Annotated in this window: 22 protein-coding genes; 16 read left to right on the top strand and 6 right to left on the bottom strand. The window is 67.8% G+C overall.

Annotation, left to right across the window (positions count from 1 at the left end):
• The first annotated feature begins 74 nt into the window (after nt 1-74).
• The 7 genes from pdhA to BLW75_RS25195 all read left to right on the top strand — a co-directional run bounded on the left by pdhA (nt 75) and on the right by BLW75_RS25195 (nt 7,363).
• The gene (pdhA, locus tag BLW75_RS25225; RefSeq protein ID WP_034314160.1) at nt 75-1,280 is read left to right on the top strand and encodes a pyruvate dehydrogenase (acetyl-transferring) E1 component subunit alpha; all 1,206 of its coding nucleotides are present in this window, start codon (nt 75-77) and stop codon (nt 1,278-1,280) included.
• 1 nt (nt 1,281) lies between these two features.
• Nucleotides 1,282-2,274, top strand: a complete 993-nt coding sequence (locus BLW75_RS25220; protein WP_034314162.1) for an alpha-ketoacid dehydrogenase subunit beta — start codon at nt 1,282-1,284, stop codon at nt 2,272-2,274.
• Nucleotides 2,275-2,290: 16 nt separating this feature from the next.
• The gene (locus tag BLW75_RS25215) at nt 2,291-3,631 is read left to right on the top strand and encodes a dihydrolipoamide acetyltransferase family protein (RefSeq protein ID WP_034314164.1); all 1,341 of its coding nucleotides are present in this window, start codon (nt 2,291-2,293) and stop codon (nt 3,629-3,631) included.
• A gap of 148 nt (nt 3,632-3,779) precedes the next feature.
• Nucleotides 3,780-4,349 carry a TetR/AcrR family transcriptional regulator gene (locus tag BLW75_RS25210; protein WP_034314166.1) on the top strand — a complete coding sequence of 190 codons (570 nt, stop codon included), beginning with the start codon at nt 3,780-3,782 and terminating at the stop codon, nt 4,347-4,349.
• Between the two features lie 26 nt (nt 4,350-4,375).
• On the top strand, nt 4,376-6,319 hold the full coding sequence (locus BLW75_RS25205) for an ABC transporter ATP-binding protein (RefSeq protein WP_091599932.1): 1,944 nt from the start codon (nt 4,376-4,378) through the stop codon (nt 6,317-6,319).
• Between the two features lie 2 nt (nt 6,320-6,321).
• Nucleotides 6,322-6,822, top strand: coding sequence for a P-loop NTPase family protein (locus tag BLW75_RS25200; protein WP_034314169.1), 501 nt, complete (start codon nt 6,322-6,324; stop codon nt 6,820-6,822).
• Nucleotides 6,823-6,880: 58 nt separating this feature from the next.
• Nucleotides 6,881-7,363, top strand: a complete 483-nt coding sequence (locus tag BLW75_RS25195; RefSeq protein WP_034314171.1) for an FxsA family protein — start codon at nt 6,881-6,883, stop codon at nt 7,361-7,363.
• A 49-nt stretch (nt 7,364-7,412) separates the two neighbouring features.
• Here the strand turns inward: BLW75_RS25195 and BLW75_RS25190 are convergent, their stop codons facing one another.
• Both BLW75_RS25190 and BLW75_RS25185 read right to left on the bottom strand, forming a co-directional pair.
• Nucleotides 7,413-8,060, bottom strand: coding sequence for an SCP2 sterol-binding domain-containing protein (locus tag BLW75_RS25190; RefSeq protein WP_034314173.1), 648 nt, complete (start codon nt 8,058-8,060; stop codon nt 7,413-7,415).
• A 29-nt stretch (nt 8,061-8,089) separates the two neighbouring features.
• Nucleotides 8,090-8,725, bottom strand: a complete 636-nt coding sequence (locus BLW75_RS25185) for an SCP2 sterol-binding domain-containing protein (protein WP_034314177.1) — start codon at nt 8,723-8,725, stop codon at nt 8,090-8,092.
• A 127-nt stretch (nt 8,726-8,852) separates the two neighbouring features.
• Here BLW75_RS25185 and BLW75_RS25180 point away from each other — a divergent pair, with 127 nt between their 5' ends.
• Entirely contained in the window at nt 8,853-9,518 is a 666-nt protein-coding gene (locus BLW75_RS25180) for a TetR/AcrR family transcriptional regulator (RefSeq protein WP_034314179.1), read from the top strand.
• Here BLW75_RS25180 and BLW75_RS25175 read toward each other — a convergent pair.
• Both BLW75_RS25175 and BLW75_RS25170 read right to left on the bottom strand, forming a co-directional pair.
• A complete protein-coding gene (locus BLW75_RS25175) occupies nt 9,501-10,346 on the bottom strand; it encodes a MaoC family dehydratase (protein ID WP_034314183.1) in 846 nt (281 codons plus the stop codon). The genes BLW75_RS25180 and BLW75_RS25175 overlap by 18 nt on opposite strands.
• A gap of 2 nt (nt 10,347-10,348) precedes the next feature.
• Nucleotides 10,349-11,683: a 3-oxoacyl-ACP reductase gene (locus tag BLW75_RS25170; protein WP_034314185.1), complete on the bottom strand. Its 1,335-nt coding sequence runs from the start codon at nt 11,681-11,683 to the stop codon at nt 10,349-10,351.
• A gap of 92 nt (nt 11,684-11,775) precedes the next feature.
• Between BLW75_RS25170 and BLW75_RS25165 the strand changes: the two genes are divergently transcribed.
• From BLW75_RS25165 to BLW75_RS25150, 4 genes are all read left to right on the top strand, one after another.
• Nucleotides 11,776-13,065, top strand: a complete 1,290-nt coding sequence (locus BLW75_RS25165; protein ID WP_034314188.1) for an acetyl-CoA C-acetyltransferase — start codon at nt 11,776-11,778, stop codon at nt 13,063-13,065.
• 71 nt (nt 13,066-13,136) lie between these two features.
• Nucleotides 13,137-14,090, top strand: coding sequence for an ATP-binding cassette domain-containing protein (locus BLW75_RS25160; protein ID WP_034314190.1), 954 nt, complete (start codon nt 13,137-13,139; stop codon nt 14,088-14,090).
• On the top strand, nt 14,087-14,890 hold the full coding sequence (locus BLW75_RS25155; RefSeq protein WP_034314193.1) for an ABC transporter permease: 804 nt from the start codon (nt 14,087-14,089) through the stop codon (nt 14,888-14,890). The genes BLW75_RS25160 and BLW75_RS25155 overlap by 4 nt, the downstream gene beginning before the upstream one ends.
• 96 nt (nt 14,891-14,986) lie before the next feature.
• Nucleotides 14,987-15,358, top strand: coding sequence for a YciI family protein (locus BLW75_RS25150; protein ID WP_091598314.1), 372 nt, complete (start codon nt 14,987-14,989; stop codon nt 15,356-15,358).
• A 65-nt stretch (nt 15,359-15,423) separates the two neighbouring features.
• Here BLW75_RS25150 and BLW75_RS25145 read toward each other — a convergent pair whose 3' ends face one another.
• The gene (locus tag BLW75_RS25145; protein ID WP_034314195.1) at nt 15,424-15,930 is read right to left on the bottom strand and encodes a DoxX family membrane protein; all 507 of its coding nucleotides are present in this window, start codon (nt 15,928-15,930) and stop codon (nt 15,424-15,426) included.
• 129 nt (nt 15,931-16,059) lie between these two features.
• The gene (locus BLW75_RS25140) at nt 16,060-17,091 is read right to left on the bottom strand and encodes a glycerophosphodiester phosphodiesterase family protein (RefSeq protein WP_034314197.1); all 1,032 of its coding nucleotides are present in this window, start codon (nt 17,089-17,091) and stop codon (nt 16,060-16,062) included.
• A 71-nt stretch (nt 17,092-17,162) separates the two neighbouring features.
• Here BLW75_RS25140 and BLW75_RS25135 point away from each other — a divergent pair, with 71 nt between their 5' ends.
• The 4 genes from BLW75_RS25135 (at nt 17,163) to BLW75_RS25125 (ending at nt 20,822) form a co-directional block, all read left to right on the top strand.
• Complete coding sequence (locus tag BLW75_RS25135; RefSeq protein WP_034314426.1) at nt 17,163-17,924, top strand: MerR family transcriptional regulator; 762 nt, start codon at nt 17,163-17,165, stop codon at nt 17,922-17,924.
• Between the two features lie 111 nt (nt 17,925-18,035).
• Nucleotides 18,036-19,226, top strand: a complete 1,191-nt coding sequence (locus BLW75_RS25130; protein WP_007032375.1) for an ATP-binding protein — start codon at nt 18,036-18,038, stop codon at nt 19,224-19,226.
• A 288-nt stretch (nt 19,227-19,514) separates the two neighbouring features.
• Nucleotides 19,515-19,664 (top strand): hypothetical protein, encoded by a 150-nt coding sequence (locus BLW75_RS42935; RefSeq protein ID WP_007032374.1) that lies wholly within the window; start codon nt 19,515-19,517, stop codon nt 19,662-19,664.
• A 234-nt stretch (nt 19,665-19,898) separates the two neighbouring features.
• Nucleotides 19,899-20,822, top strand: coding sequence for a bifunctional helix-turn-helix transcriptional regulator/GNAT family N-acetyltransferase (locus BLW75_RS25125; RefSeq protein ID WP_034314200.1), 924 nt, complete (start codon nt 19,899-19,901; stop codon nt 20,820-20,822).
• The last annotated feature ends 1 nt before the right edge of the window (nt 20,823 follow it).

The raw sequence follows: 20,823 nt of genomic DNA, 5'->3' as shown, positions 1-20,823 counted from the left end.
TGGTCCCCGCCGGCGCAGTCACTGTGGCCGCCACAAGTGGCCGCCAGAGGCGCCGACATCAAGGAGAGCAGCGCATGCCGTCCGAACACTGGACGCACCCGGAGCCTGGAGATGGTCCCGCCGCCGTAGCGGCGCAGCCTTCCCCCGAACAGGTGATCGCCGGTTTGCGAGCAACGAGCGAAGGTGGCGCTGAGCTGACTCAGCTGCTCACCCCCGAAGGCGAACGGATCTCTTCGCCGCAATTCGACCGCTACGTCGACGACATCGACGCCGAAGCCCTCAAGGGCCTGTACCGCGACATGGTCTTGGTCCGCCGCGCGGACCGCGAGGCCAACGCGATGCAGCGCCAGGGCCAGCTCGGCATCTGGGTGCCGCTGCTCGGGCAGGAGGCCGCGCAGATCGGCTCCGGCCGTGCGCTGCGGAAGGGGGACATGGCGTTCCCCAGCTACCGCGAGCATGGCGTCGCGTACACCCGCGGCGTCGACCTCAAAGAGGTGCTCGGCATCTTCCGCTGCACCGACCACAGCGGCTGGGACTACAAGGCCCACGGCTTCCACCCGTACACCATCGTGATCGGCAACCAGGTGCTCAACGCCGCCGGTTACGCGATGGGCCAGAAGTTCGAAGGCAAGGTCGGCGACGACGACAGCGAAGCGACTATCTGTTACTTCGGTGACGGAGCGACTTCGCAGGGCGACGTGCACGAAGGCTTCGTCTGGGCCGCCGTCTACGACGCGCCGCTCGTGTTCTTCTGCCAGAACAACCAATGGGCGATCTCGGAGCCCACCGAACGTCAGTCGCGCCTGCCGCTGTACCAGCGCGCCCGCGGCTACGGTTTCCCCGGCATCCGCGTGGACGGCAACGACGTCCTCGCCTGCCTCGCGGTCTCCCGCTGGGCACTGGAGGAGTGCCGCCACGGCAACGGCCCCGTGCTGATCGAGGCGTTCACCTACCGGATGGACGCGCACACCACCACCGACGACCCCACCCGCTACCGGCTCTCCGACGAGCTGGAGGAGTGGAAGCTGAAGGACCCGATCGAGCGCGTCCGGGCGTACCTCGCCCGTGGTGGCGGCGCCGACCAGGCGTTCTTCGACCAGGTGCAGGCCGATTCGGACGCGTTCGCGGCCGAGCTGCGCGAGTACTGCTTCAACATGCCCGAACCGCCACCGGAGCGGATCTTCTCCAACGTGTACGCGGAATCCACGCCGCTGCTGGACGCGCAGCGTGAAGAGTTCCTGTCCTACATGGACGGTTTTGTCGGGGCGGGTGAGCACTGAAATGGCCGACCTCCAGAAACTCACCATCGGCAAGGCGATCAACCTCGGCCTCCGGCGCGCCATGGAAGAGGACCCGAAGGTCCTGATCATGGGTGAAGACGTCGGCAAGCTCGGCGGCGTCTTCCGCATCACCGACGGCCTGCAGAAGGACTTCGGCGAGCAGCGCGTCCTGGACACGCCCCTGGCGGAGTCCGGCATCATCGGCACCGCGGTCGGCCTCGCCGTCCGCGGGTTCCGCCCGGTGTGCGAAATCCAGTTCGAAGGCTTCATCTTCCCGGGCTTCGACCAGATCTCCAGCCAGGTCGCGAAGCTGCACTACCGGACGCAGGGCAAGATCAAGATGCCCATCGTGATCCGGGTGCCGTTCGGTGGCGGCATCGGCGCGGTCGAGCACCACTCGGAGTCGCCGGAATCGCTGTTCGCGCACATCCCCGGCCTGAAGGTCGTGTCGGTTTCGAACGCCGTCGACGCCTACTGGGGTATCCAGCAGGCGATCAAGTCCGACGACCCGATCCTGTTCTTCGAGCCGAAGAAGCTGTACCACTCGGGCGCGATGAAGTCCGAGGTCGACACGGAGGGCACGCCGGACGAGCTGTTCAAGTCCCGTGTCGTCCGCGAAGGCACGACGGCCACCGTCGTCGCGTACGGCCCTTCGGTGAAGGTCGCGCTCGACGCCGCGGCCGCCGCCGAGGACGAGGGCAAGTCGCTGGAAGTCATCGACCTGCGGACGCTGTCCCCGCTCGACCTGGAGCCGGTGTTCGAGTCGGTGCGCAAGACCGGGCGGCTCATCGCGCTGAGCGAGGCGCCGTCGGAATCGTCGCTGACCTCGGAGATCGCCGCGCGCGTGCAGCAGGAATGCTTCTACTCGCTGGAAGCCCCCGTGCTGCGGGTGACCGGATTCGACACGCCGTACCCGCCCGCCAAGCTCGAGGAGCACTACCTCCCCGACCTGGACCGGGTGCTGCACACCGTCGACCGTTCACTCGCCTGGTAAGGGGGAAGTTTCTGAAATGCCCGAGTACAAACAATTCCCCCTCGCCGACACGGCCGAGGGGCTGACCGAGGCCGACATCATCGCCTGGCAGGTCAAGCCGGGTGACAAGGTCACGGTGAACCAGATCGTCGTCGAGGTCGAGACCGCGAAGGCCGCCGTCGAACTGCCCATCCCGTGGGCGGGCGTGGTCACCGAACTGCTCGTCGAACCGGGCCAGACGGTGGAGGTCGGCGCGCCGATCCTCACCATCGACGTCGACCCGGACGGCAAGGCGGCCCCGGCACCCGCCGCCGCGCCCGTGGCGGAGGAGCCGGCGGAAGAGGAGATGAAGCCGCTGGTCGGCTACGGCTCCAAGGCCGTCGTCACGCAGCGGCGTGCGCGCAAGGGCGCGGCTCCGGCTGCTCCTGCCGCCGCGCCGGTGGCTGTGGCACCCCAGCCTGCGGTGACTCCGCAGCCAAAGGGCGGGTACGTGCCGCTGGCGAAGCCGCCGGTGCGCAAGCTGGCCAAGGACCTCGGCGTCGACCTGCACGCGCTCACCGGCTCCGCCGACGGCGGCGTCATCACGCGTGACGACGTGCGGGCGGCCGCCAACGGTTCCACCGCACCCGCCGCCACTGTGTCCACTGTGTCCGATTCGGACAGCGGTTACGACCCGGCGACCCGGGAACGCCGGGTGCCGATCAAGGGCGTCCGCAAGGCCACCGCCGCCGCGATGGTGCAGAGCGCGTACACCGCCCCGCACGTCACGGAGTTCCTGACCATCGACGTCACGCCGATGATGGAATTCCGGGAGAAGCTGAAGAAGTCGCGCGAGTTCGCCGGGGTCAAGGTCACCCCGCTGACCTTCGCGGCGAAGGCCGTGTGCCTGGCGGCCAAGCGCACTCCGGACGTCAACGCGGTGTGGGACGAGGCGGCGCAGGAGATCGTCTACAAGGACTACGTGCACCTCGGGATCGCCGCGGCCACGCCGCGCGGGCTCGTCGTACCCAAGGTCCGTGACGCGGATTCGATGTCCCTCAAGGAACTCGCGATCGCGCTCACCGAGCTGACCGACGTCGCCCGCGAGGGCAAGACCACGCCGGCGGCCATGCTCGGCGGCACGATCACCATCACCAACGTCGGCGTCTTCGGCGTCGACACCGGGACGCCGATCATCAACCCCGGCGAGTCCGCGATCCTGTGCCTCGGCGCGATCAAGGACACCCCGTGGGTGGTCGACGGCGAGATCAAGGTGCGCAAGGTGCTCCAGCTTTCGCTGAGCTTCGACCACCGCGTGGTCGACGGGCAGCAGGGTTCGGAGTTCCTGGCCGACGTCGGCGCGCTGCTGGCCGACCCCGCGGTCGCGATCACCTACTGACGTTTCGCGCGTGAAGGCCCCCTTCCCTCGGCTGAGCCGAGGGAAGGGGGCCTTCACGCGCTTCAGCTTATTCGTTTGACGGAGTGAGTGCTCACTCCGTTAGGCTGGACGCATGACAGAGACCACCGCCCGGCGGAGAGCGCCGGGGATGAGCGCCGACGAGCGGCGCCGGATGATCGTCCAGTCCGTGCTGCCCTTGCTGGTGGAACACGGCGCCGGTGTCACGTCGAGCCAGATCGCACGCGCCGCAGGCATCGGCGAGGGCACGGTCTTCCGCGTGTTCAAGGACAAGGACGAACTGTTCGCCACCTGCTTCGCCGAAGCGCTGAAACCCGACCAGGCACTCGACGCGATCGCGGTCATCGACCTCGACCAGCCCCTCGACGACAGGCTCGTCGAAGCGGCCGACGCGCTGAGCGCGCACCTTCAGCGCATGGGCGCGCTCATGGCGGTCATGCACGGCTCCGGCAAGCGGCCGGAACATCGCCACGGCGACCGCAGGGACAGGCGCAAGGAGTCGATGAGCGCCATGCGCGACGCCATGGCCGAGCTGTTCGAACCGGAGAAGGACCGGCTCCGCCTGCCGCCGGCGCAGTCCGCGGCGCTCTTCCTGTCGTTGCTGTTCAGCGGCCGGATCCGGTTCGGTGAAACCGGCGACGAATCCACCACGATGGAACTCGTCGACGTGTTCCTCAACGGCGCCTTGGCGGCCGCGTGATCGGCCCGCCCGGCGGGGGAGGCGGCCTGGAACTGTTCATGGCCCGCGGCGGCAGGCGGCGCCGTCCGCCGTCGACGGTGCCCGACAGCGGCCTGACCGGCCCGGTCGACATCCCGGAGCCCGAACCCGAAGCCCTCCCGAAAGACCTGAAGTCCCGGCTCAACCGCATGTGGGTCAACGTCGCGGGCACGGTCCGCGGCCTGCCGAAGGTCGCGAAGCTGACCTGGCAGGCAAGCCCGGTGCTGACCATCGTGATCACCCTGGTGACGCTGCTTTCCGGCCTCCTCCCGACGGCGACCGCGTACGTCGCGAAGCTGCTGATCGATTCGGTGGTCGCGGCGATCCAAGGGCACGGGACGAAGAGCGCGATCGTCGGTGTCGCCCTCTTCCAGTTCGGCATCCTCGTGCTCACCGCGATTTCGCAGGCGCTGACCACCTACGGCCAATCCCTGCTGCAGGAACGGATGACGCTGACCATCCGCCACCAGGTGATGGACCACGCGAGCAAACTGCACCTTTCGTACTTCGAGGGTTCCGCGTCCTACGACATGCTGCGCCAAGCCGCGCAGGAGGCGCCGACGCGGCCGCTGTCGATGATGAACTCGGCACTGGGCCTGCTCCGGACGTCGATCACCTTCGGCAGCATGATCGCACTGCTCGTCTCGATCAGCCCGCTGCTGGCGCTCGTCGCGCTCGTGGCACCGATCCCCGCGTTCATCTCCCAGTCGAAGTACGGCGCCCGCGCGTTCTGGTTGACGGTGATGATGTCCCCGCTGAAACGGCGGATGGACTATCTGTCCTCTTTGGTCACCACGGACACGTACGCCAAGGAGACCAAGCTGTTCGGGCTCGGCCCGTACTTCGTCGACCGGTTCCAGCGGCTCGGCCAGGTCTTCTACGACCGGCAGCGCACACTGACCCGAAAGCGCAGCGTCAGCTCGACGTCGTGGGGCCTCCTCAGCACCGCCGCGGGCTCCGCGATCGCGCTGTACATCGCGCTGGAGGCCGTCGGCGGCAGGCTCACCCTCGGCGATCTGGCGCTGTACACGGCCGCCGCGGCGTCGGTGCAGACGTCCGTCCAAGGGTTGTTCACCGCGTTTTCCGGGATGTACGAGAACAATCTCTACCTCGACACGCTGTATCGGTTCCTCGGGACGAAACCGGAGATCGTCGCGCCACCGGAGCCGCGCCCTCTTCCGTCCACTGTGGAGGGACACATCCGGTTCGAAGAAGTGTCCTTCACCTATCCCGGGGCGGCCGACCCCGCTCTCGACGGCGTGAGCTTCGAGATCCGGCCGGGCGAGACGGTCGCCGTCGTCGGCCGCAACGGCGCCGGGAAGTCGACACTGTTCAAACTGCTGTGCCGGCTGTACGACCCGACGGGCGGGCGGATCCTGCTCGACGACGTCGACATCCGCGAGTACGACCCGGTCGAACTGCGGCGGCGGATCAGCGCGATGTTCCAGGACTACGTGACGTATCAGGGCACCGCGGCCGAGAACATCGGGCTCGGCGACCTGACGCATCTCGTCGACCGGGAGCGGATCGAGACATCGGCGAAACGGGCCGGTGCCGACGAGCGGATCGAGCGCCTGCCCAGCGGCTACGACACCCCGCTCGGCCGCTGGTTCGACCAGGGCGTCAGCCTGTCCGGTGGCGAATGGCAGAAGATCGCGCTGTCCAGGGCGTTCCTGCGGGAAGCGCCGATCCTGATCCTCGACGAACCGACATCCGCGCTGGACGCGCGGGCCGAGCACGACCTCTTCTCAAGGCTGCGGGAGCTTTCGGAGGGGCGCACGACGCTGTACATCTCGCACCGGTTCTCCACCGTCCGGCAGGCGGAGCGGATTTTGTTGCTGGAGCACGGAAAGGTCGCCGAATACGGGACACACGACGAGCTGATGGCGGCGAAGGCGGGCTATGCCGAGCTGTTCACGTTGCAGGCCGCCGCGTACCTCGACGAGGCCTGACGATGCGGCGGATCATGGTCGTCGGGTGCAGCGGCGCCGGGAAGTCGACGTTCTCGCGACGGCTCGGCGCCGCGCTCGGCCTGCCGGTCACCCATCTCGACCGGCTCTACTGGCGGCCGGGGTGGACACCGGCGCCGGATGTCGAGTTCCACGCCGCGCAGGAGAAGATCCTCGCGTCCGACTCCTGGGTGATCGACGGGAACTACGGAGCGTCGATGCATCTCCGGCTCCCGCGAGCGGACACGATCGTCTTCCTCGACTACCCGCGACGCGTCTGCCTCCGGCGGGTGCTGGTGCGGTGCCTGCGCGAGTACGGGCAGGACAAGCAGGCGCCCGGCTGCCCCGAGCACTTCGACCGGGAGTTCTACTCCTACGTCTGGCGCTGGCCGAAGGACCACCGGGAACGGACGGCGCGGCGGCTGGCGGAACAGGGGGCGCACGCTCGGCGGATCGTGCTGACCAGGCCGCGTGACGCGGAGGAGTTCCTGCGCCGGATCGGTTGACCCAGGTCACCGTATCGGGGGTTGGGAGCAAAACGGGCAAGCCGTACGTTGTCCGAGTATGGCTGTCGCGTTCCTGCTCTATGTCGTCGCCGAGATCGCCGCCGTGTGGGCGGTGGGCTCGGCCGTTGGCGTCCTCGGCACGATCGCGCTGCTCTTCGCCGGCGCGTTCGTCGGCTCCTGGCTCGCGCGCCGTGAAGGCGGTCGCGCCTTCCGTGCGTTCGCCGAGTCCGCGCGGCTCGGCCGACCGGCCGACGCGGAGAAGGAACTCACCGACGGGATGCTGATCGGGCTCGGCGGCCTGCTGATCCTGCTGCCCGGTTTCGTCAGCGACGTCATCGGCCTGCTGTTCATCCTGCCGCCGACGCGGAGTGTCGCGCGGAAGGTCTGGCAGAAGCGCATGGCGCGCCGGGCGGTCAAGTTCGCCAACCGCACGCGCGGGCCGGTGATGGTCGTGGACAGCGAGGTCGTCGTGGACACGCCGCCCGCGGAGGCCGCCAAGAAGCAGCCGCCGGTGATCGAGGGCCGCATCATCGAGGGCTAGAGCCCCGGGTCCCCAATGCGACATTGGGGACACCAGACAGCGACCGACGCTAACTCCCGCTCGGCTTCGGAATGTCGAAGTACCCGCTGAACCGCACCGCCGGCGCGTACTCGCCCTTGACCTTCACCTTGCCGGTCACGAACATCGCCGCCACCGCCGCGTTGCCGGTGGCCATGCGGATGAAGTCGTCGACGGACAGCGTGATGGTGGTGTCCGGAGTGCGCGCGAGATCGGTGCTGGAAACGCAGACGCCGTCTTCGATGACCGTTTGAAAACGATCGAAACCGTCTTCTCCGTCACCGTCGGTGAAACGCCACGCGACGACGAAGTCGACATGCCGCGCGCGTTCGGGAACGAAATGGTCGGACATTCTGCGGAAAATCTCGTCGAGGAAAACCGAACGCAGTTCCGGATGATCGGCGATGGCCTTGAGCTGTTCCCGCGACGCGCGTTGCACGACGTCGACGAGCACCTCGGTCTCCAGTGAGCTCAGCTCGATGCCCGCGCCGGTTTCGCCCAGCATGTGCAGGGTTTCCAGCACCTGGGTGAACTGCTCGGGGCTCAGTTTGGTGAGCTCGAGTTTCTCCGCGAAGGCGTTGACGACGTGCTCGCCACCGGTGCGCGTTTTGTGCGTCCTCGGCGGGCGGGAAAGGCGTACCTTGTCCCGCCAGCGCCGGTTCGGAGAATTTCGTGGCACGGCACGGAAGTGTATCTGCTCGACCGGGTTCAGGCCGGTTTCGGCAGGTCGAAGAAACCGATCAGACCGGCCGCGAATGCCAGGTCACCTTTTACTTTGATCTTTCCCGTGACGAATAGCACAGCGGGCGTCGCCTGGTGGGTGATGAGCCGGAAGAAATCGACGGGCGCGATCGTGATCGTCACCCTCGGCTTCTCCCGCATGTCCCGGTCGACAGTGCACTCGCCGTGCGAGATCACCGTCTCGTAGCGGTCATACCCGCCGTCGCCGGTGCCGCCGGACAGCCGCCAGTGCACCACCGCGTGCAGCGTCTTCGCGCGGTCCTGCCGGATGTGGGCGCCCATGCGGTCGAAGATCTCGCGCAGCACGCGCTCCCGGAGCGGCCGCTCGGCGACGACGCTCTCGAGTTGCGTACGCGAGGCACGGGCGACGAGGTTCGCGAACCGGACCGGGTCGACCTTGCGGAGGTCGAACGCGGGCGCGGACTCGGCGAGCCGGCCCAGCGCGGTGAGCAGCCGCCGGACGTCGTCCTTGCCGAGGTCCTTCGGGTCGATGGCGCCCGCGACCTCGTTGACGTCGAGAGAGTGCGCTTCGGCCGAATCCGGCTCGATCCGTTCCAGCGCGTCGACCAGCGCGCGGCCGGTCAGCCCCACGATCTCGGTCATCTTCCCTCCAGTTCCGCCTACCCGAGCGTAAGGCTACCCGCGAGTAGGTAGGCGGGCAAGCGTGCCGAAATCACCCTTGCCGGTGGTGGCCCGGTAGCGTCTTACGCGAACTAAGGGGAGGTCCTGAGTGTCCGAGGAAGTACCGCGTCCCGCCGAACGCGCCAAAAGGCTGCCGAGAGCGGTGCGGGAACGCCAGATCCTGGACGCAGCGGTCTCGGTGTTCTCGCGCTACGGCTATCACTCCGCGTCGATGGACGAGATCTCCGAGGTCGCCGGCGTGTCCAAGCCGATGATCTACACCTATCTCGGCTCGAAGGAAGACCTCTTCGGCGCGTGCATCCGCCGCGAAGCCACCCGCCTGCTGGAGGCGGTACAGGACGGGATCAAACCCGACCTGCCGCCCGACATGCAGCTTTGGCACGGCCTGCGGGCGTTCTACCGGTTCGTCGCCGACTACCGCGAGTCCTGGACGGTGCTGCACCGCCAGGCCATGACCGTCGGCGGTGCCTTCGCCGCGGAGATCACCGACATGCGCACCCGCGCGATCGAGCTGGTCGCCGCGCTGGTCGTCTCCGCCGGCACCCGCAAGGGCCTCGCCGAACAGGCTGAGTTCTCCGGCGCCGGGCTGTCCGCCGCGCTGGTCGGGGCGGCCGAGTCGCTGGCCGACTGGGCCCTCGACCACCCCGACGTCTCCGACGGCGTGCTCGCCTCGTGGCTGATGAACCTGGTCTGGCTGGGGTTCAACGACCTCGTCGAGGGCGAGATCTGGAAGCCGTCAGAGAGCGACGACTGAGCCCTCCAGGTGCGGCTTCGGCTTGCGCGCGTTCCACAGTTCGAAGGCCCAGCCGTCGCCTTCACTCCAGGTGGTGAAAGCGGCCTTGGCGGGCAGCAGGACCGGCTGCTTGAACTTGACGTCGACGGCGAACGCCTCCGGGAGCCTGCCCTCGAACGCCGCGAGCGCGTGCGCCTTCGTCCACATGCCGTGCGCGATCGCGGACGGGAACCCGAACGCCTTCGCGGTGATCGGGTGCAGGTGGATCGGGTTGCGGTCGCCGGAGACCTCGGCGTAGCGGCGGCCGATGTCGCCGGGCACGTGCCAGATCGCGTTGGCCGTCGGCTGGGAGAGCTGACCGCGCGCGGTCTTCTCGCCGCTGCCGCCACCGCGGCGCAGGTACGTGCTGACGTCCGTCCACACAGGACTATCGCCGACCAGCAGTTCGCTGACGACGTCGAACTGCTTGCCCTTCTCGTGCGGGCGCAGATCCTCGGCGCGCACGCGCAGGGTGAACGACTCGTCGAGCCGCAGCTGCCGGTGCTGGGTGATCCGGTTCGCGACGTGCACCATGCCCAGCAACGGGAACGGGAAGTCGGCCTCGGTCATCAGCGCCATCTGCAGCGGGAACGCGAGGATGTGCGGGTACGTCGCCGGGAGCACGTCGTCCAGCCGGAATCCGCACACCTGGTTGTATGCGGCGAGGTGCGCCGGATCGACGACGACGCCCTCGCGGACGAACTCGGTGCCCGGCAGCGTGTCCCCGCCACTCTTGCGCAGCGAACCGAGCAACGCCTTGGGATACAGCGAAGACAGGCTCGGCGACTCGTGGAGTTCCTTGACGGCCATGCTCACGCCCCCAGCAGTGCCTGGCCGCAGACGCGGACCACGTTGCCGTTGACCGCGGCCGAAGCCGGGTTCGCGTACCAGGCGATCGTCTCGGCGACGTCGACCGGGAGCCCACCCTGGCCGAGGCTGGACAACCTGCGCCCGGCCTCGCGGATGAACAGCGGGACGGCGGCGGTCATCTTCGTCTCGATGAAGCCGGGCGCGACGGCGTTGATCGTGCCGCCGTACTCGGCGAGCTTCGGCGCGCCGTCGTTCACCATGCCGATGACGCCCGCCTTGCTGGTGGCGTAGTTGGTCTGGCCGACGTTGCCCGCGATACCGGCGATCGAGGAGACACCGATGATGCGGCCGTTCTCGTGCAGCACCTTGTCGGCCACGAGCTTCTCGTTCACCGCGAGCTGCGAGGCGAGGTTGACCGCGATGACCGAGTCCCAGCCGCCTTCGGTCATGTTGCCGAGCGTCTTGTCCCGCGTGATGCCCGCGTTGTGCACGACGATGTCGACGCCGCCGTGGCGCGTGGTCAGGTACTCGGCGAGCTTCTCGGGCGCGTCGGCGGCAGTGATGTCCAGCTGCAGCGACGAGCCGCCGACCTTGTTGGCCACTTTGGACAGGTCCGCGCCCTGCGCGGGGATGTCGAGCGCGACGACGTGGGCGCCGTCGCGGCCCAGCACCTCGGCGATGGCCGCGCCGATACCACGGGAAGCGCCGGTGACCAGGGCGACCTTGCCGTCGAGAGGCTTCGTCCAGTCGGCCGGGGCGGAGGCGGTCTTGGTCTCGGTGCCGACGCGGATGACCTGGGCGTCGACGAAGGCGGACTTCGCCGACAGCAGGAACCGGAGCGTGGACTCAGTGGCCTCTTCGGCACCTTCGGCGACGTACACGAGCTGAGCGGTCGCGCCGCGCTTCAGCTCCTTACCGACGGAGCGCACGAAGCCTTCGAGCGCGCGCTGCGCGATCCGCTCGTGTCCTTCGGCCAGCTCCGGCGGCGTCCCGAGGACGACGACGCGGCCCGACGGCCCAACACTCCGGATCACCGGGTGGAAGAAGTTGTAGACCTCGCGAAGCTGCTTCGGGTCCTTCACGCCTGTCGCGTCGAAGACGAGCGCGGCGTGTTTGTCGGCCGCCGTCGAGAGGACCTCGACACCCGCGCGGTGCAGCTGCGCCTCGATCACCTTTTCGAGACGGCCGCCCGGCGCGGCGCCCAGAAGTGCGGGACCCTCGAGAGCGGGCTGGCCGGGCTTGTACCGGCGGAGCGTGGCGGGATTCGGCAGGCCGAGCTTCGGCACCACGAACTTCCCCACCGGGGATTTCGTGAACTGCTGGTACCTGTCAGCCATTACGTGCCTCCCGTGCAGTTTGCGTCACGTCGCAGTCTAACCTACTCGCTAGTAGGTTACAGTGTGAGAGAGCCTACGGAGGAGTGGAAAAAATGGCCACGAAAAGGACGGCACCCGTGCGCAAGGTCGCGATCATCGGCGGTAACCGGATCCCCTTCGCCCGCTCGAACGGTCCGTACGCGAAAGCGTCGAACCAGGACATGTTCACGGCCGCCCTCGACGGCCTGGTCAGCCGCTTCTCCCTGCAGGACGAGGTGATCGGCGAGGTCGCCGCCGGCGCCGTGCTCAAGCACGCCCGCGACTTCAACCTCGCCCGCGAAAGCGTCCTCGGCAGCAGGCTGAACCCCGCCACCCCGGCGTCCGACGTGCAGATGGCCTGCGGCACCGGTCTCCAGGCGATCATCAACGTCGCCAACAAGATCGCCCTCGGCCAGATCGACTCGGCCATCGCGGGCGGCGTCGACACCACGTCCGACGCGCCGCTGGCGGTCAACGACGACCTGCGCCAGATCCTGGTGCGGCTCAACGCCGCGAAGACGCTGCCCGAGCGGTTGAAGCTCGCCGCGAAGCTGCGCCCCGGCCATATCGTCCCCGAGATCCCGCGCAACTCCGAGCCGCGCACCGGCCTGTCCATGGGCGAGCACGCCGCGCTGACCGCGAAGGTCTGGGAGATCACGCGCGAGGCGCAGGACGAGCTCGCCGCGACCAGCCACCAGCGCCTTGGCGCCGCGTACGACAAGGGTTTCTTCGACGACCTGGTGACGCCGTACCTGAAGCTGGCGCGTGACCAGAACCTGCGGCCGGACTCCAGCGTCGAGAAGCTCGCGAAGCTGAAGCCCGCCTTCGGTGGCCCCGAGGGCACGATGACCGCGGGCAACTCGACGCCGTTGTCCGACGGCGCGTCGACGGTCCTGCTCGCGACCGAGCAGTGGGCGAAGGCGCGGAAGCTGCCGGTGCTGGCGTACCTGACGTTCTCACAGACCGCGGCCGTCGACTACGTCCACGGCGACGAGGGCCTGCTGATGGCTCCCGCGTACGCCGTCCCGCAGATGCTCACGCGGGCCGGGCTCACTTTGCAGGACTTCGACTTCTACGAGATCCACGAGGCTTTCGCGTCGCAGGTGCTGGCCACCCTCAAGGCGTGGGAGGACCCGCAGTTCGCGAAGTCGAAGCTGGGCCTCGACGAGCCGCTGGGCTCCATCGATCGGGCGAAGCTGAACGTCAACGGTTCTTCGCTCGCGGCCGGGCACCCGTTCGCCGCGACCGGTGGCCGTATCGTCGCCACGCTCGCGAAGCTGCTGAACGAGAAGGGATCCGGCCGCGGGCTCATCTCGATCTGCGCCGCCGGCGGCCAGGGCGTGACGGCCATCCTGGAGAAGTAGTAAGTCCACTCTGAGCGAATCGGAGGAAAAACCCCGGTGCCTTTGTCGGTGCCGGGGTCTAGGTTGACCGCATGTTCGCAGTTCAGGCGAAAGCGCTGGTCAAAACCTACGGGTCCACACGGGCGCTCGACGGGGTCGATCTGTCGATCCCGAAGGGCAAGGTGCTCGGCCTGCTGGGGCCGAACGGTGCCGGGAAGACGACGACGGTCCGCATCCTGACCACGCTGCTCCGCCCGGATTCGGGCGAGGCGGAGGTGGCCGGGCACGACGTGCTGGCCCACCCCGACGCCGTCCGGCGGTCGATCGGGCTCTCCGGGCAGTACGCCGCCGTGGACGAGAACCTCACCGGGTTCGAGAACCTGTACATGGTCGGCAGGCTGTACGGGAGCAAGAAGGCCGCGGCGAAATCGCGGGCGCGTGAGCTGCTCGCCCGGTTCCGGCTGGAGGACGCGGCGGACCGCCCCGCCAAGACGTACTCCGGCGGTATGCGGCGACGGCTCGACCTAGCGGGCGCGCTGGTCGCCGAGCCGACCGTGGTGATCCTCGACGAACCGACCACCGGGCTCGACCCGCGCGGCCGGATCGACACCTGGGAGGTCATCAAGGAGCTCGTCGCCGACGGCACCACCGTGCTGCTGACCACGCAGTATCTGGAGGAGGCCGATCAGCTCGCCGACTCGATCGTGGTGATCGACAAGGGGAAGGTCATCGCGCGCGGCACCGCCGACGAGCTCAAGCAGGAGATCGGCGGCGAGCGGCTCGAACTGGTCGTGGCGAACGCGAGCGACCTCGCCATCACCACGCAGGTGCTGACCGAGGTCGGCTCGGGCACGCCGTCGGTCGACGAGCACACCCGCAAGGTCGACGTCCTGGTCGAGGGCGGGCCGAAGGCGTTGATCGAGGCACTGCGGCGGCTGGACGGCCACGGCGTCGCCATTCAGGACGTCGCGCTGCACCGGCCGACGCTCGACGACGTGTTCCTTTCGCTGACGGGGCACGCGACGGACGAGGGGGACAAGAAGTGAGCGCGGTCGCTAAAGCCTTTTCCGACGGTGGCGTGATCACCTGGCGGAACCTGAAGAACGTCCAGCGCAACCCGGACTGGCTGATGGCGGCGACCCTGCAGCCGATCATGTTCGTGCTGCTGTTCGCGTACGTCTTCGGCGACGCGATCGGCGGGGAAGCGGGCGGCCTCGCGTATCGCGAGTTCCTGATCGCGGGCATCTTCGCGCAGACGGTCGCGTTCAACTCGGCGTTCACCGTGATCGGCTTCGCGAACGACCTGCAGAAGGGCATCATCGACAGGTTCCGTTCGCTGCCGATCTCCCGCCTCGCGGTGATCTTCGGCCGGACGACGTCCGACCTGGTGATCAGCGTGGTCGCGCTGATCGTCATGTCCCTGTGCGGGCTGCTCGTCGGCTGGCGGATCCGCGGCAGCTTCCTCGACGCGGTACTCGGCTACCTCGTGATGCTGATGTTCGCCTGGGCGCTGTCCTGGGTCGGCGCGTGGATCGGGCTCGTCGCGCGCAGCGTCGAGGTGGCACAGAGCGCCGGCCTGATGTGGATGTTCCCGCTGAGCTTCATCTCGACGGCGTTCGTCCCGGCGGACAAGCTGCCGGGCGTGCTGAAGGCCATCGCGGACTGGAACCCGTTCACCGCGGTGATCAACTCGGCCCGTGACCTGTTCGGCAACCGTTTCGGCGCGGCCCCGACGGGCTGGCCTGCCGAGCACGCTTCGCTGTACGCGATCCTGTGCTGCGTCGCCATCATCGCGATCTTCGCGCCGCTGGCGACGGCTCAGTACAAGAAGGTGGCGAGCCGCTGAGAATTTTCTGAACGAAATGTCGAACCGTCGTCGAGCCGCTCGACGCGTCGGTGAAGGCGAGGTAGAAACAGCCCGCCAAGACACTGAGGAGCAGCGATGCGGTTTCTGATGATGCACCGGCTCGACGAGAGCGCCCCGGAAGCCTGGAACCCCAGCAAGGAGTTCATCGAGAAGATGGGCGCCTTCATCCAGGACTCGTTCGAGAAGGGGTTCCTGATCACGGCGGAGGGTGTGCACCCGTCGGAGAAGGGCGCGAAGGTCCGCAAGGTTCGCGGCGGCAAGATCACCGCGACCGACGGCCCGTTCACCGAGGCCAAGGAGGTCATCGGCGGGTTCGCGTTGATCAACGCCAAGGACCTGGCTGAGGCCGTCTCGTTCGCCGAGTCCTACGCCGCGCTGTTTGACGAGATCGAGGTCGAGGTGCGCACCGTCGTCGAGGCGGAGGACATCGAGGCCTTCACCTCGTGACCCCACGCGATTAGTCACCTACTTGCGGCTCTTCTCGGCGCAAGTAGGTGACTAATTGCGGGACTTCAGCTGGTCAGACGCTTCTCGGCCTTCTTCGCCAGCTTCTCGGCGTGCTTCTCCGCCTTGGAGGCAGCACGCTTCGCGCGCCAGCCGAGCGACGGCTTGCCGGCGGTGTCCGCGGCGGCCAACAGCAGGCCACCGGCGAGGCCGGCGTTCTTGATGAACTGGATCTGCTGCTGCTGGCGCTCCGCCGGTTCCTTGATCTCCCAGAACCGGTGCGCGGCCAGCGTCGTCGGGACGAGACTGCCAAGCAGCAAGAGCGAAGCCAGACGCGGTGCCTTGCCCGTGGCGAGCGCGACCCCGGCGCCGACCTTCACCGCGGCGTCGATCCGGATGAGGGTGGCGGGGTCACGCGGCACCGATTCCGGCACCACGCCCTCCAGCTTGTCGAAGGACTCGGTGAGGAACGGCTCCGCGGCCTTGGCGTGCCCCTGGGTGTCCCTCAGCGCGCCGATACCGCCGGAGATGAAGATCGCGGCGAGGAGCGGACGTGCGACGCGACGGAGAATCACGGTCGTAACCTTTCTGATCCGGACCCGGGAAACAAACCTAACCCCAGTCTTCCCGCCCGCCACGCCGCCGAACCGCGCTAACGGTGTATCCCGGAATATTTCTCTGGTACTAGACGACGCTAGATTTCCCTAGCGGGCTCGATACGCCTTGGGCAGCTTGAACCCGCGGTCGGCCGCGACCTCCCTCAGCCGGTCCGGATAGTCGGTGATGATGCCGTCCACCCCGTCGTCGATGAGCTTGTGCATGGTGGCCGGGTCGTTGATCGTCCAGGGCACGACCTTGATCCCCGCGCGATGCGCCTCGTCGACCAGCGCCTTCGTCGTGAACGGCCGGTAGTCCGGGTCGCCGACCTTGCCGCCTTGGGGGTTGCCGTGCACCGGCGAGAGCGCCTTCGCGCCGAACGACTTCACCGCGCGGACGGGGCTTCCACCGAAGTCGTCGATGTCGAGCCCGCCGAGCCACGGCGACTTGCCAGGCTGCCCCACCTGAAGGAACTCGGGCTGAGTCAGTGCGACCGTCGGGAGCCAGGGCGCGACCTCGCGGAACCGCATCAGCGCGCCCCAGTCGAAGCTCTGGATCGAGACGTTGTGCGCGAACCCGCCGCGCACGATCTCGCGCACCGCCCGCTGGACGAACTGCTCACGCGGTGCCGTCTCGTGCGGCGCGGCGGCCTCGACCTTGGTCTCGATATTGAACTTGACGCCCCAGGCGCGGTGGTCCCTCGCGAGCTGGAAGAGCTCGGCGAGCGTCGGCATCTTGGCGCCGGGGGAGAGCGTCTGGCCGGGATGCGCGGGCTGCCGGAGCGAACCGCAGTCCAGCGTGCGGACCTGCGCGAACGTCAGGTCCTTCACGTACTTGCCGACGTACGGATATGCCGGGTCGCCGGGCGTCGCGGGCGCGGTGTCGCGGCATTTCGCGGGTGTCGTCTTGCGGTCGTGGGTGATCACCTCGCGACCGTCCTTGGTGATCTGGATGTCGAGTTCGAGCGTGGTCACCCCCAGCTCCATCGCCTTGCCGAACGACGCGAGCGTGCTCTCGACCGTGAGGCCGAGCCCGCCGCGGTGGGCCTGGATGTCGAAGGCGCGACGCGGATGCGCGTCGGCGACCCCGGCCGTCGTCAGGGTCAGCGCAGCGGCGATGACCAGCGCGAATGTCTTCATTCGTGAACCATGCCACGGACGGGTGAACTTCGATTGACTTTGACGCAACGTCAACCTCTACCTTCGTGGACATGCCGAACGAGAAGGAGTGGTCGATCCAGGACCTCGCCCGCTCGGCCGGGACCACGAGCCGCACGCTGCGCCACTACGGCGACATCGGGCTGCTCGAACCGAGCCGGGTGGGGAGCAACGGATACCGCTACTACGACCAGGAAGCGCTGGTGCGGCTGCAACGGATCCTGCTGCTTCGTGAACTCGGGCTGAGCCTGCCCGCGATCGGCGAAGTCCTCGAAGGGGAGCAGGACACGACAGCGGCACTGCGCACGCACCTGAAGTGGCTGGAGCAGGAGCGACAGCGGCTCGGACGGCAGATCGAATCGGTCAGGACGACCTTGAAGAAGACGGAAAGAGGTGAACAACTGATGGCAACGGAAGTGTTCGACGGCTTCGACCACACGAAGTACGAGAAGGAGGTCACCGAACGCTGGGGCACCGACGCCTACAAGCAGGGTGACCGGTGGTGGAAGTCGCTGAGCGCCGAGGACAAGAAGGCGCACCAGCAGGAACAGAAGGACATCGCCGCCGCTTTCGGCGAGGCCCGCGCCAAGGGTCTGCCCGCCGACGGCGACGAGGCCCAGGCGATCACGCAGCGGCTGTACGAGTGGCTTCGGCCGGCCGTGCGTGCCGTCTCGAAGGGCTACTTCGCCGGTCTCGGGCAGCTGTACGTCGACGACCCGCGCTACGGGCAGTACGACGAGAAGCACGGTGAAGGGACCGCGGAGTACATCCGTGACGCGATGGCGGTCTACGCCGAGCGCAACCTGCGCGACTAAAACGAGGGACGGGGCTGCAGACCCGTCCACTCGGAGCAACCCGTCGCGACACGCCTATCCCTCTATGGCGGAATATCGGGCGAGAGCTAGAAACGCCGATAGCGTGTGAGAGTGGATCCCATCCGCAACCCCTTCGCCCCGGGCGCCGGTCAACGGCCGCCCGAGCTGGCAGGCCGCGTGCGCGAGCTCCAGGCCTTCGAGGTCGTGCTCGAACGGGTCGCCCGCGGAAGACCCGAACGCAGCCTGATGCTGACCGGCCTGCGTGGCGTGGGGAAGACCGTGCTGCTGGGTGAGCTGCGTTCGCGGGCCATCAAGCACGGCTGGGGCGCGGGCAAGATCGAAGCCCGCCCGGACACCGAACTCAGGCGACCGCTCTCGGCCGCGTTGCACCGCGCGATCCGCGACCTCGCCGTGCGCCATCGCGCGCCGGACCGGGTCGAGCAGGTGCTCGGCGTGCTCAAGGCGTTCGCGCTGCGCGCCAACAAACCGGACGCGAAACTCCGTGACCGCTGGCAACCGGGCATCGACGTGCCCGCCGCTCAGGGCCGCGCCGATTCCGGCGACATCGAGATCGACCTGGTCGAGCTGTTCACCGAGGTCGCGGAGCTGGCGGCCGACGTCGGCACCGGGGTCGCGCTGCTGATCGACGAGATCCAGGATCTGCTGCCGGAGGACGTTTCCGCGCTTTGCGCCGCCTGCCACGAACTCTCGCAGTCCGGGGCGCCGCTGGTCGTGGTCGGTGCGGGGCTGCCGCACGTGCCCGCCGTCCTTTCGGCGTCGAAGTCGTACTCGGAACGCCTCTTCCGCTACGCGCGTATCGACCGGCTGGAGCGCGAAGACGCCGACCTCGCGGTGATGGCGCCCATCGAACGCGAGGACGCCGGCATCGAACCGGAGGCACTGGACGCCCTGTTCGACGCGTCGGGCGGATATCCGTACTTCATCCAGGCCTACGGCAAGGCCGCCTGGGATGCCGCTCCGGCGGATCCGATCACCGTGAAGGACGTCCAGGTCGCGGCACCAGAGGCCGAATCGGAGCTCGCGGTCGGCTTCTTCGGCTCCCGCTACGAGCGCGCGACACCCGCCGAACGGGAGTACCTGCTCGCGATGGCCGAGCTGACCCAGGGCCGGGACGAGTCCGCCGGTACCGCCGATGTGGCCGTCTACCTGGGGCGGAAGCCTTCGTCCCTGTCACCCGCGCGGGACAGCCTGATGAAGAAGGGCCTGGTGTACTCCGCCGAACGCGGGCACATCGCCTTCACCGTCCCGCACTTCGGCCACTACCTGCTCGGCCGGGACTAAGGCTCTCTTCAGGTTTATCGGCTCAACGCTAGAAAGCGGTAGATACTCCTACCGTCACTTCATCGCACCCTCTTCCGCCGTATAGAGCAGACGCTAGAGGCGGTCAGCGTTATCAAGAAGTGACCGGCGCCACCAAATCTCTCCGGTTTTACGCTCTAGTTGCCGATGATTCATCGGCAGGTGTGCCAAGTCACCGGATAATCGTTGGCTTCCTTGTGAAAAAGGGTGCATACTAGAAGCACAGCCACGAAGACGCAAGATCTACTCCCAAGGGGATGACAAAAACCGATGAACAACATCGCCGCCAAGCTCCGTGCCCGTCGCGCCGAGGCTCGCACTCGCCGGGCCCTGAACCGGGCGATCGACACCGCGGCCACCGCGACCGTTCGTCAGGAGCTCATCGCTATCTCCCAGGCGCGTCACACGCACATGCGCTGACCCGAGGACAACCGTTGTAGGTGTCGCCCATTCGAGTGACCTACGACACATAGTGCGTGAGGTGTAACGCCGTGGAACGCGGCGTCGATACCCACTACGACCCCGTGATGCTGGCGGACCCCCGACCTGGCAGCATCACGGGGTTTCCATATGTCCACCCCCGAAAGATTTCTTGCCTTCACCGCTTCGCGGAGTAACACTTGACTCAGTCAACGAATATGTTGAGGTGGTCAAATGAATCGAACCGCGGACCGGGTGGCGACCGTCCGGGCCTTCAACCGCCTGTACACCGGCGTGATCGGCGTCCTCGACGAAGGACCGGCCGACGCCGAGTACTCCCTGAGCGAAGCCAGGGTCATCTTCGAACTCGCGCAGCAGGATTCGACCCAGGTCACCGACCTGCGCAAACGTCTCGACCTCGACGCCGGATACGCGAGCAGGCTGCTCGCGAGGCTCGAGGGACGAGGCCTCCTCACCCGCGAGCGCAGCGACGAGGACGCTCGCCGTCAGATCGTCCGGCTGACCGAGGACGGCCGCAAGGCCTTCGCCGTCCTGGACCACCGGTCGGTGGGCCGGATCGGCTCGCTGCTCGGCAAGTTCGGCGAAGACGAGCAGGAGCGGCTGCTCGGTGCCATGGACACGATCTCGTCGCTGGTCGGCGAGCGCGCCTCGAATCCCGCACTGGTCCTGCGCCCGCCCCGGCCGGGTGACTTCGGCTGGGTCGTCCACCGCCACGGCGCTCTCTACTCCCGCGAGTACGGCTGGGACGAACGGTTCGAAGCGCTCGTCGCCCGTGTCGTCGCGGAGTACGTCGACAGGCGCGGAGATCCGCGCCAAGCGGGTTGGATCGCCGAACTCGACGGCGAGCGCGTCGGCAGCATTTTCTGCATGCCCGCCGAAGACGGCACCACCGCGAAGCTGCGAATGCTGCTCCTGGAACCGGCCGCACGAGGACGTGGCGTCGGGAAACGCCTGGTCGCCGAATGCGTCGAGTTCGCGAGGGCATCGGGTTACCGGGCGATGGAACTCTGGACGGTCTCGCTGCTGGACGCGGCGCGGGCGATCTACCGGAAGGCCGGCTTCCGGCTGGTGAGCGAAGAGACGATCACGGGCTTCGGTTACGAGCTGACCGGGCAGACCTGGCGGCTGGAGCTGTGAC

The sequence above is a fragment of the Amycolatopsis lurida genome (genome assembly GCF_900105055.1).
Taxonomy (GTDB): domain Bacteria; phylum Actinomycetota; class Actinomycetes; order Mycobacteriales; family Pseudonocardiaceae; genus Amycolatopsis; species Amycolatopsis lurida.
This window is presented reverse-complemented; position numbering and strand designations above follow the sequence as displayed.

What these genes read in the sequence shown, in the direction of transcription:
- pdhA (WP_034314160.1), top strand. Translation starts at nt 75, where the DNA reads ATGCCGTCCGAACACTGGACGCACCCGGAGCCTGGAGATGGTCCCGCC.
- BLW75_RS25220 (WP_034314162.1), top strand. Translation starts at nt 1,282, where the DNA reads ATGGCCGACCTCCAGAAACTCACCATCGGCAAGGCGATCAACCTCGGC.
- BLW75_RS25215 (WP_034314164.1), top strand. Translation starts at nt 2,291, where the DNA reads ATGCCCGAGTACAAACAATTCCCCCTCGCCGACACGGCCGAGGGGCTG.
- BLW75_RS25210 (WP_034314166.1), top strand. Translation starts at nt 3,780, where the DNA reads ATGAGCGCCGACGAGCGGCGCCGGATGATCGTCCAGTCCGTGCTGCCC.
- BLW75_RS25200 (WP_034314169.1), top strand. Translation starts at nt 6,322, where the DNA reads ATGCGGCGGATCATGGTCGTCGGGTGCAGCGGCGCCGGGAAGTCGACG.
- BLW75_RS25195 (WP_034314171.1), top strand. Translation starts at nt 6,881, where the DNA reads ATGGCTGTCGCGTTCCTGCTCTATGTCGTCGCCGAGATCGCCGCCGTG.
- BLW75_RS25185 (WP_034314177.1), bottom strand. Translation starts at nt 8,725, where the DNA reads ATGACCGAGATCGTGGGGCTGACCGGCCGCGCGCTGGTCGACGCGCTG.
- BLW75_RS25175 (WP_034314183.1), bottom strand. Translation starts at nt 10,346, where the DNA reads ATGGCCGTCAAGGAACTCCACGAGTCGCCGAGCCTGTCTTCGCTGTAT.
- BLW75_RS25170 (WP_034314185.1), bottom strand. Translation starts at nt 11,683, where the DNA reads ATGGCTGACAGGTACCAGCAGTTCACGAAATCCCCGGTGGGGAAGTTC.
- BLW75_RS25165 (WP_034314188.1), top strand. Translation starts at nt 11,776, where the DNA reads ATGGCCACGAAAAGGACGGCACCCGTGCGCAAGGTCGCGATCATCGGC.
- BLW75_RS25160 (WP_034314190.1), top strand. Translation starts at nt 13,137, where the DNA reads ATGTTCGCAGTTCAGGCGAAAGCGCTGGTCAAAACCTACGGGTCCACA.
- BLW75_RS25150 (WP_091598314.1), top strand. Translation starts at nt 14,987, where the DNA reads ATGCGGTTTCTGATGATGCACCGGCTCGACGAGAGCGCCCCGGAAGCC.
- BLW75_RS25140 (WP_034314197.1), bottom strand. Translation starts at nt 17,091, where the DNA reads ATGAAGACATTCGCGCTGGTCATCGCCGCTGCGCTGACCCTGACGACG.
- BLW75_RS25135 (WP_034314426.1), top strand. Translation starts at nt 17,163, where the DNA reads ATGCCGAACGAGAAGGAGTGGTCGATCCAGGACCTCGCCCGCTCGGCC.
- BLW75_RS42935 (WP_007032374.1), top strand. Translation starts at nt 19,515, where the DNA reads ATGAACAACATCGCCGCCAAGCTCCGTGCCCGTCGCGCCGAGGCTCGC.
- BLW75_RS25125 (WP_034314200.1), top strand. Translation starts at nt 19,899, where the DNA reads ATGAATCGAACCGCGGACCGGGTGGCGACCGTCCGGGCCTTCAACCGC.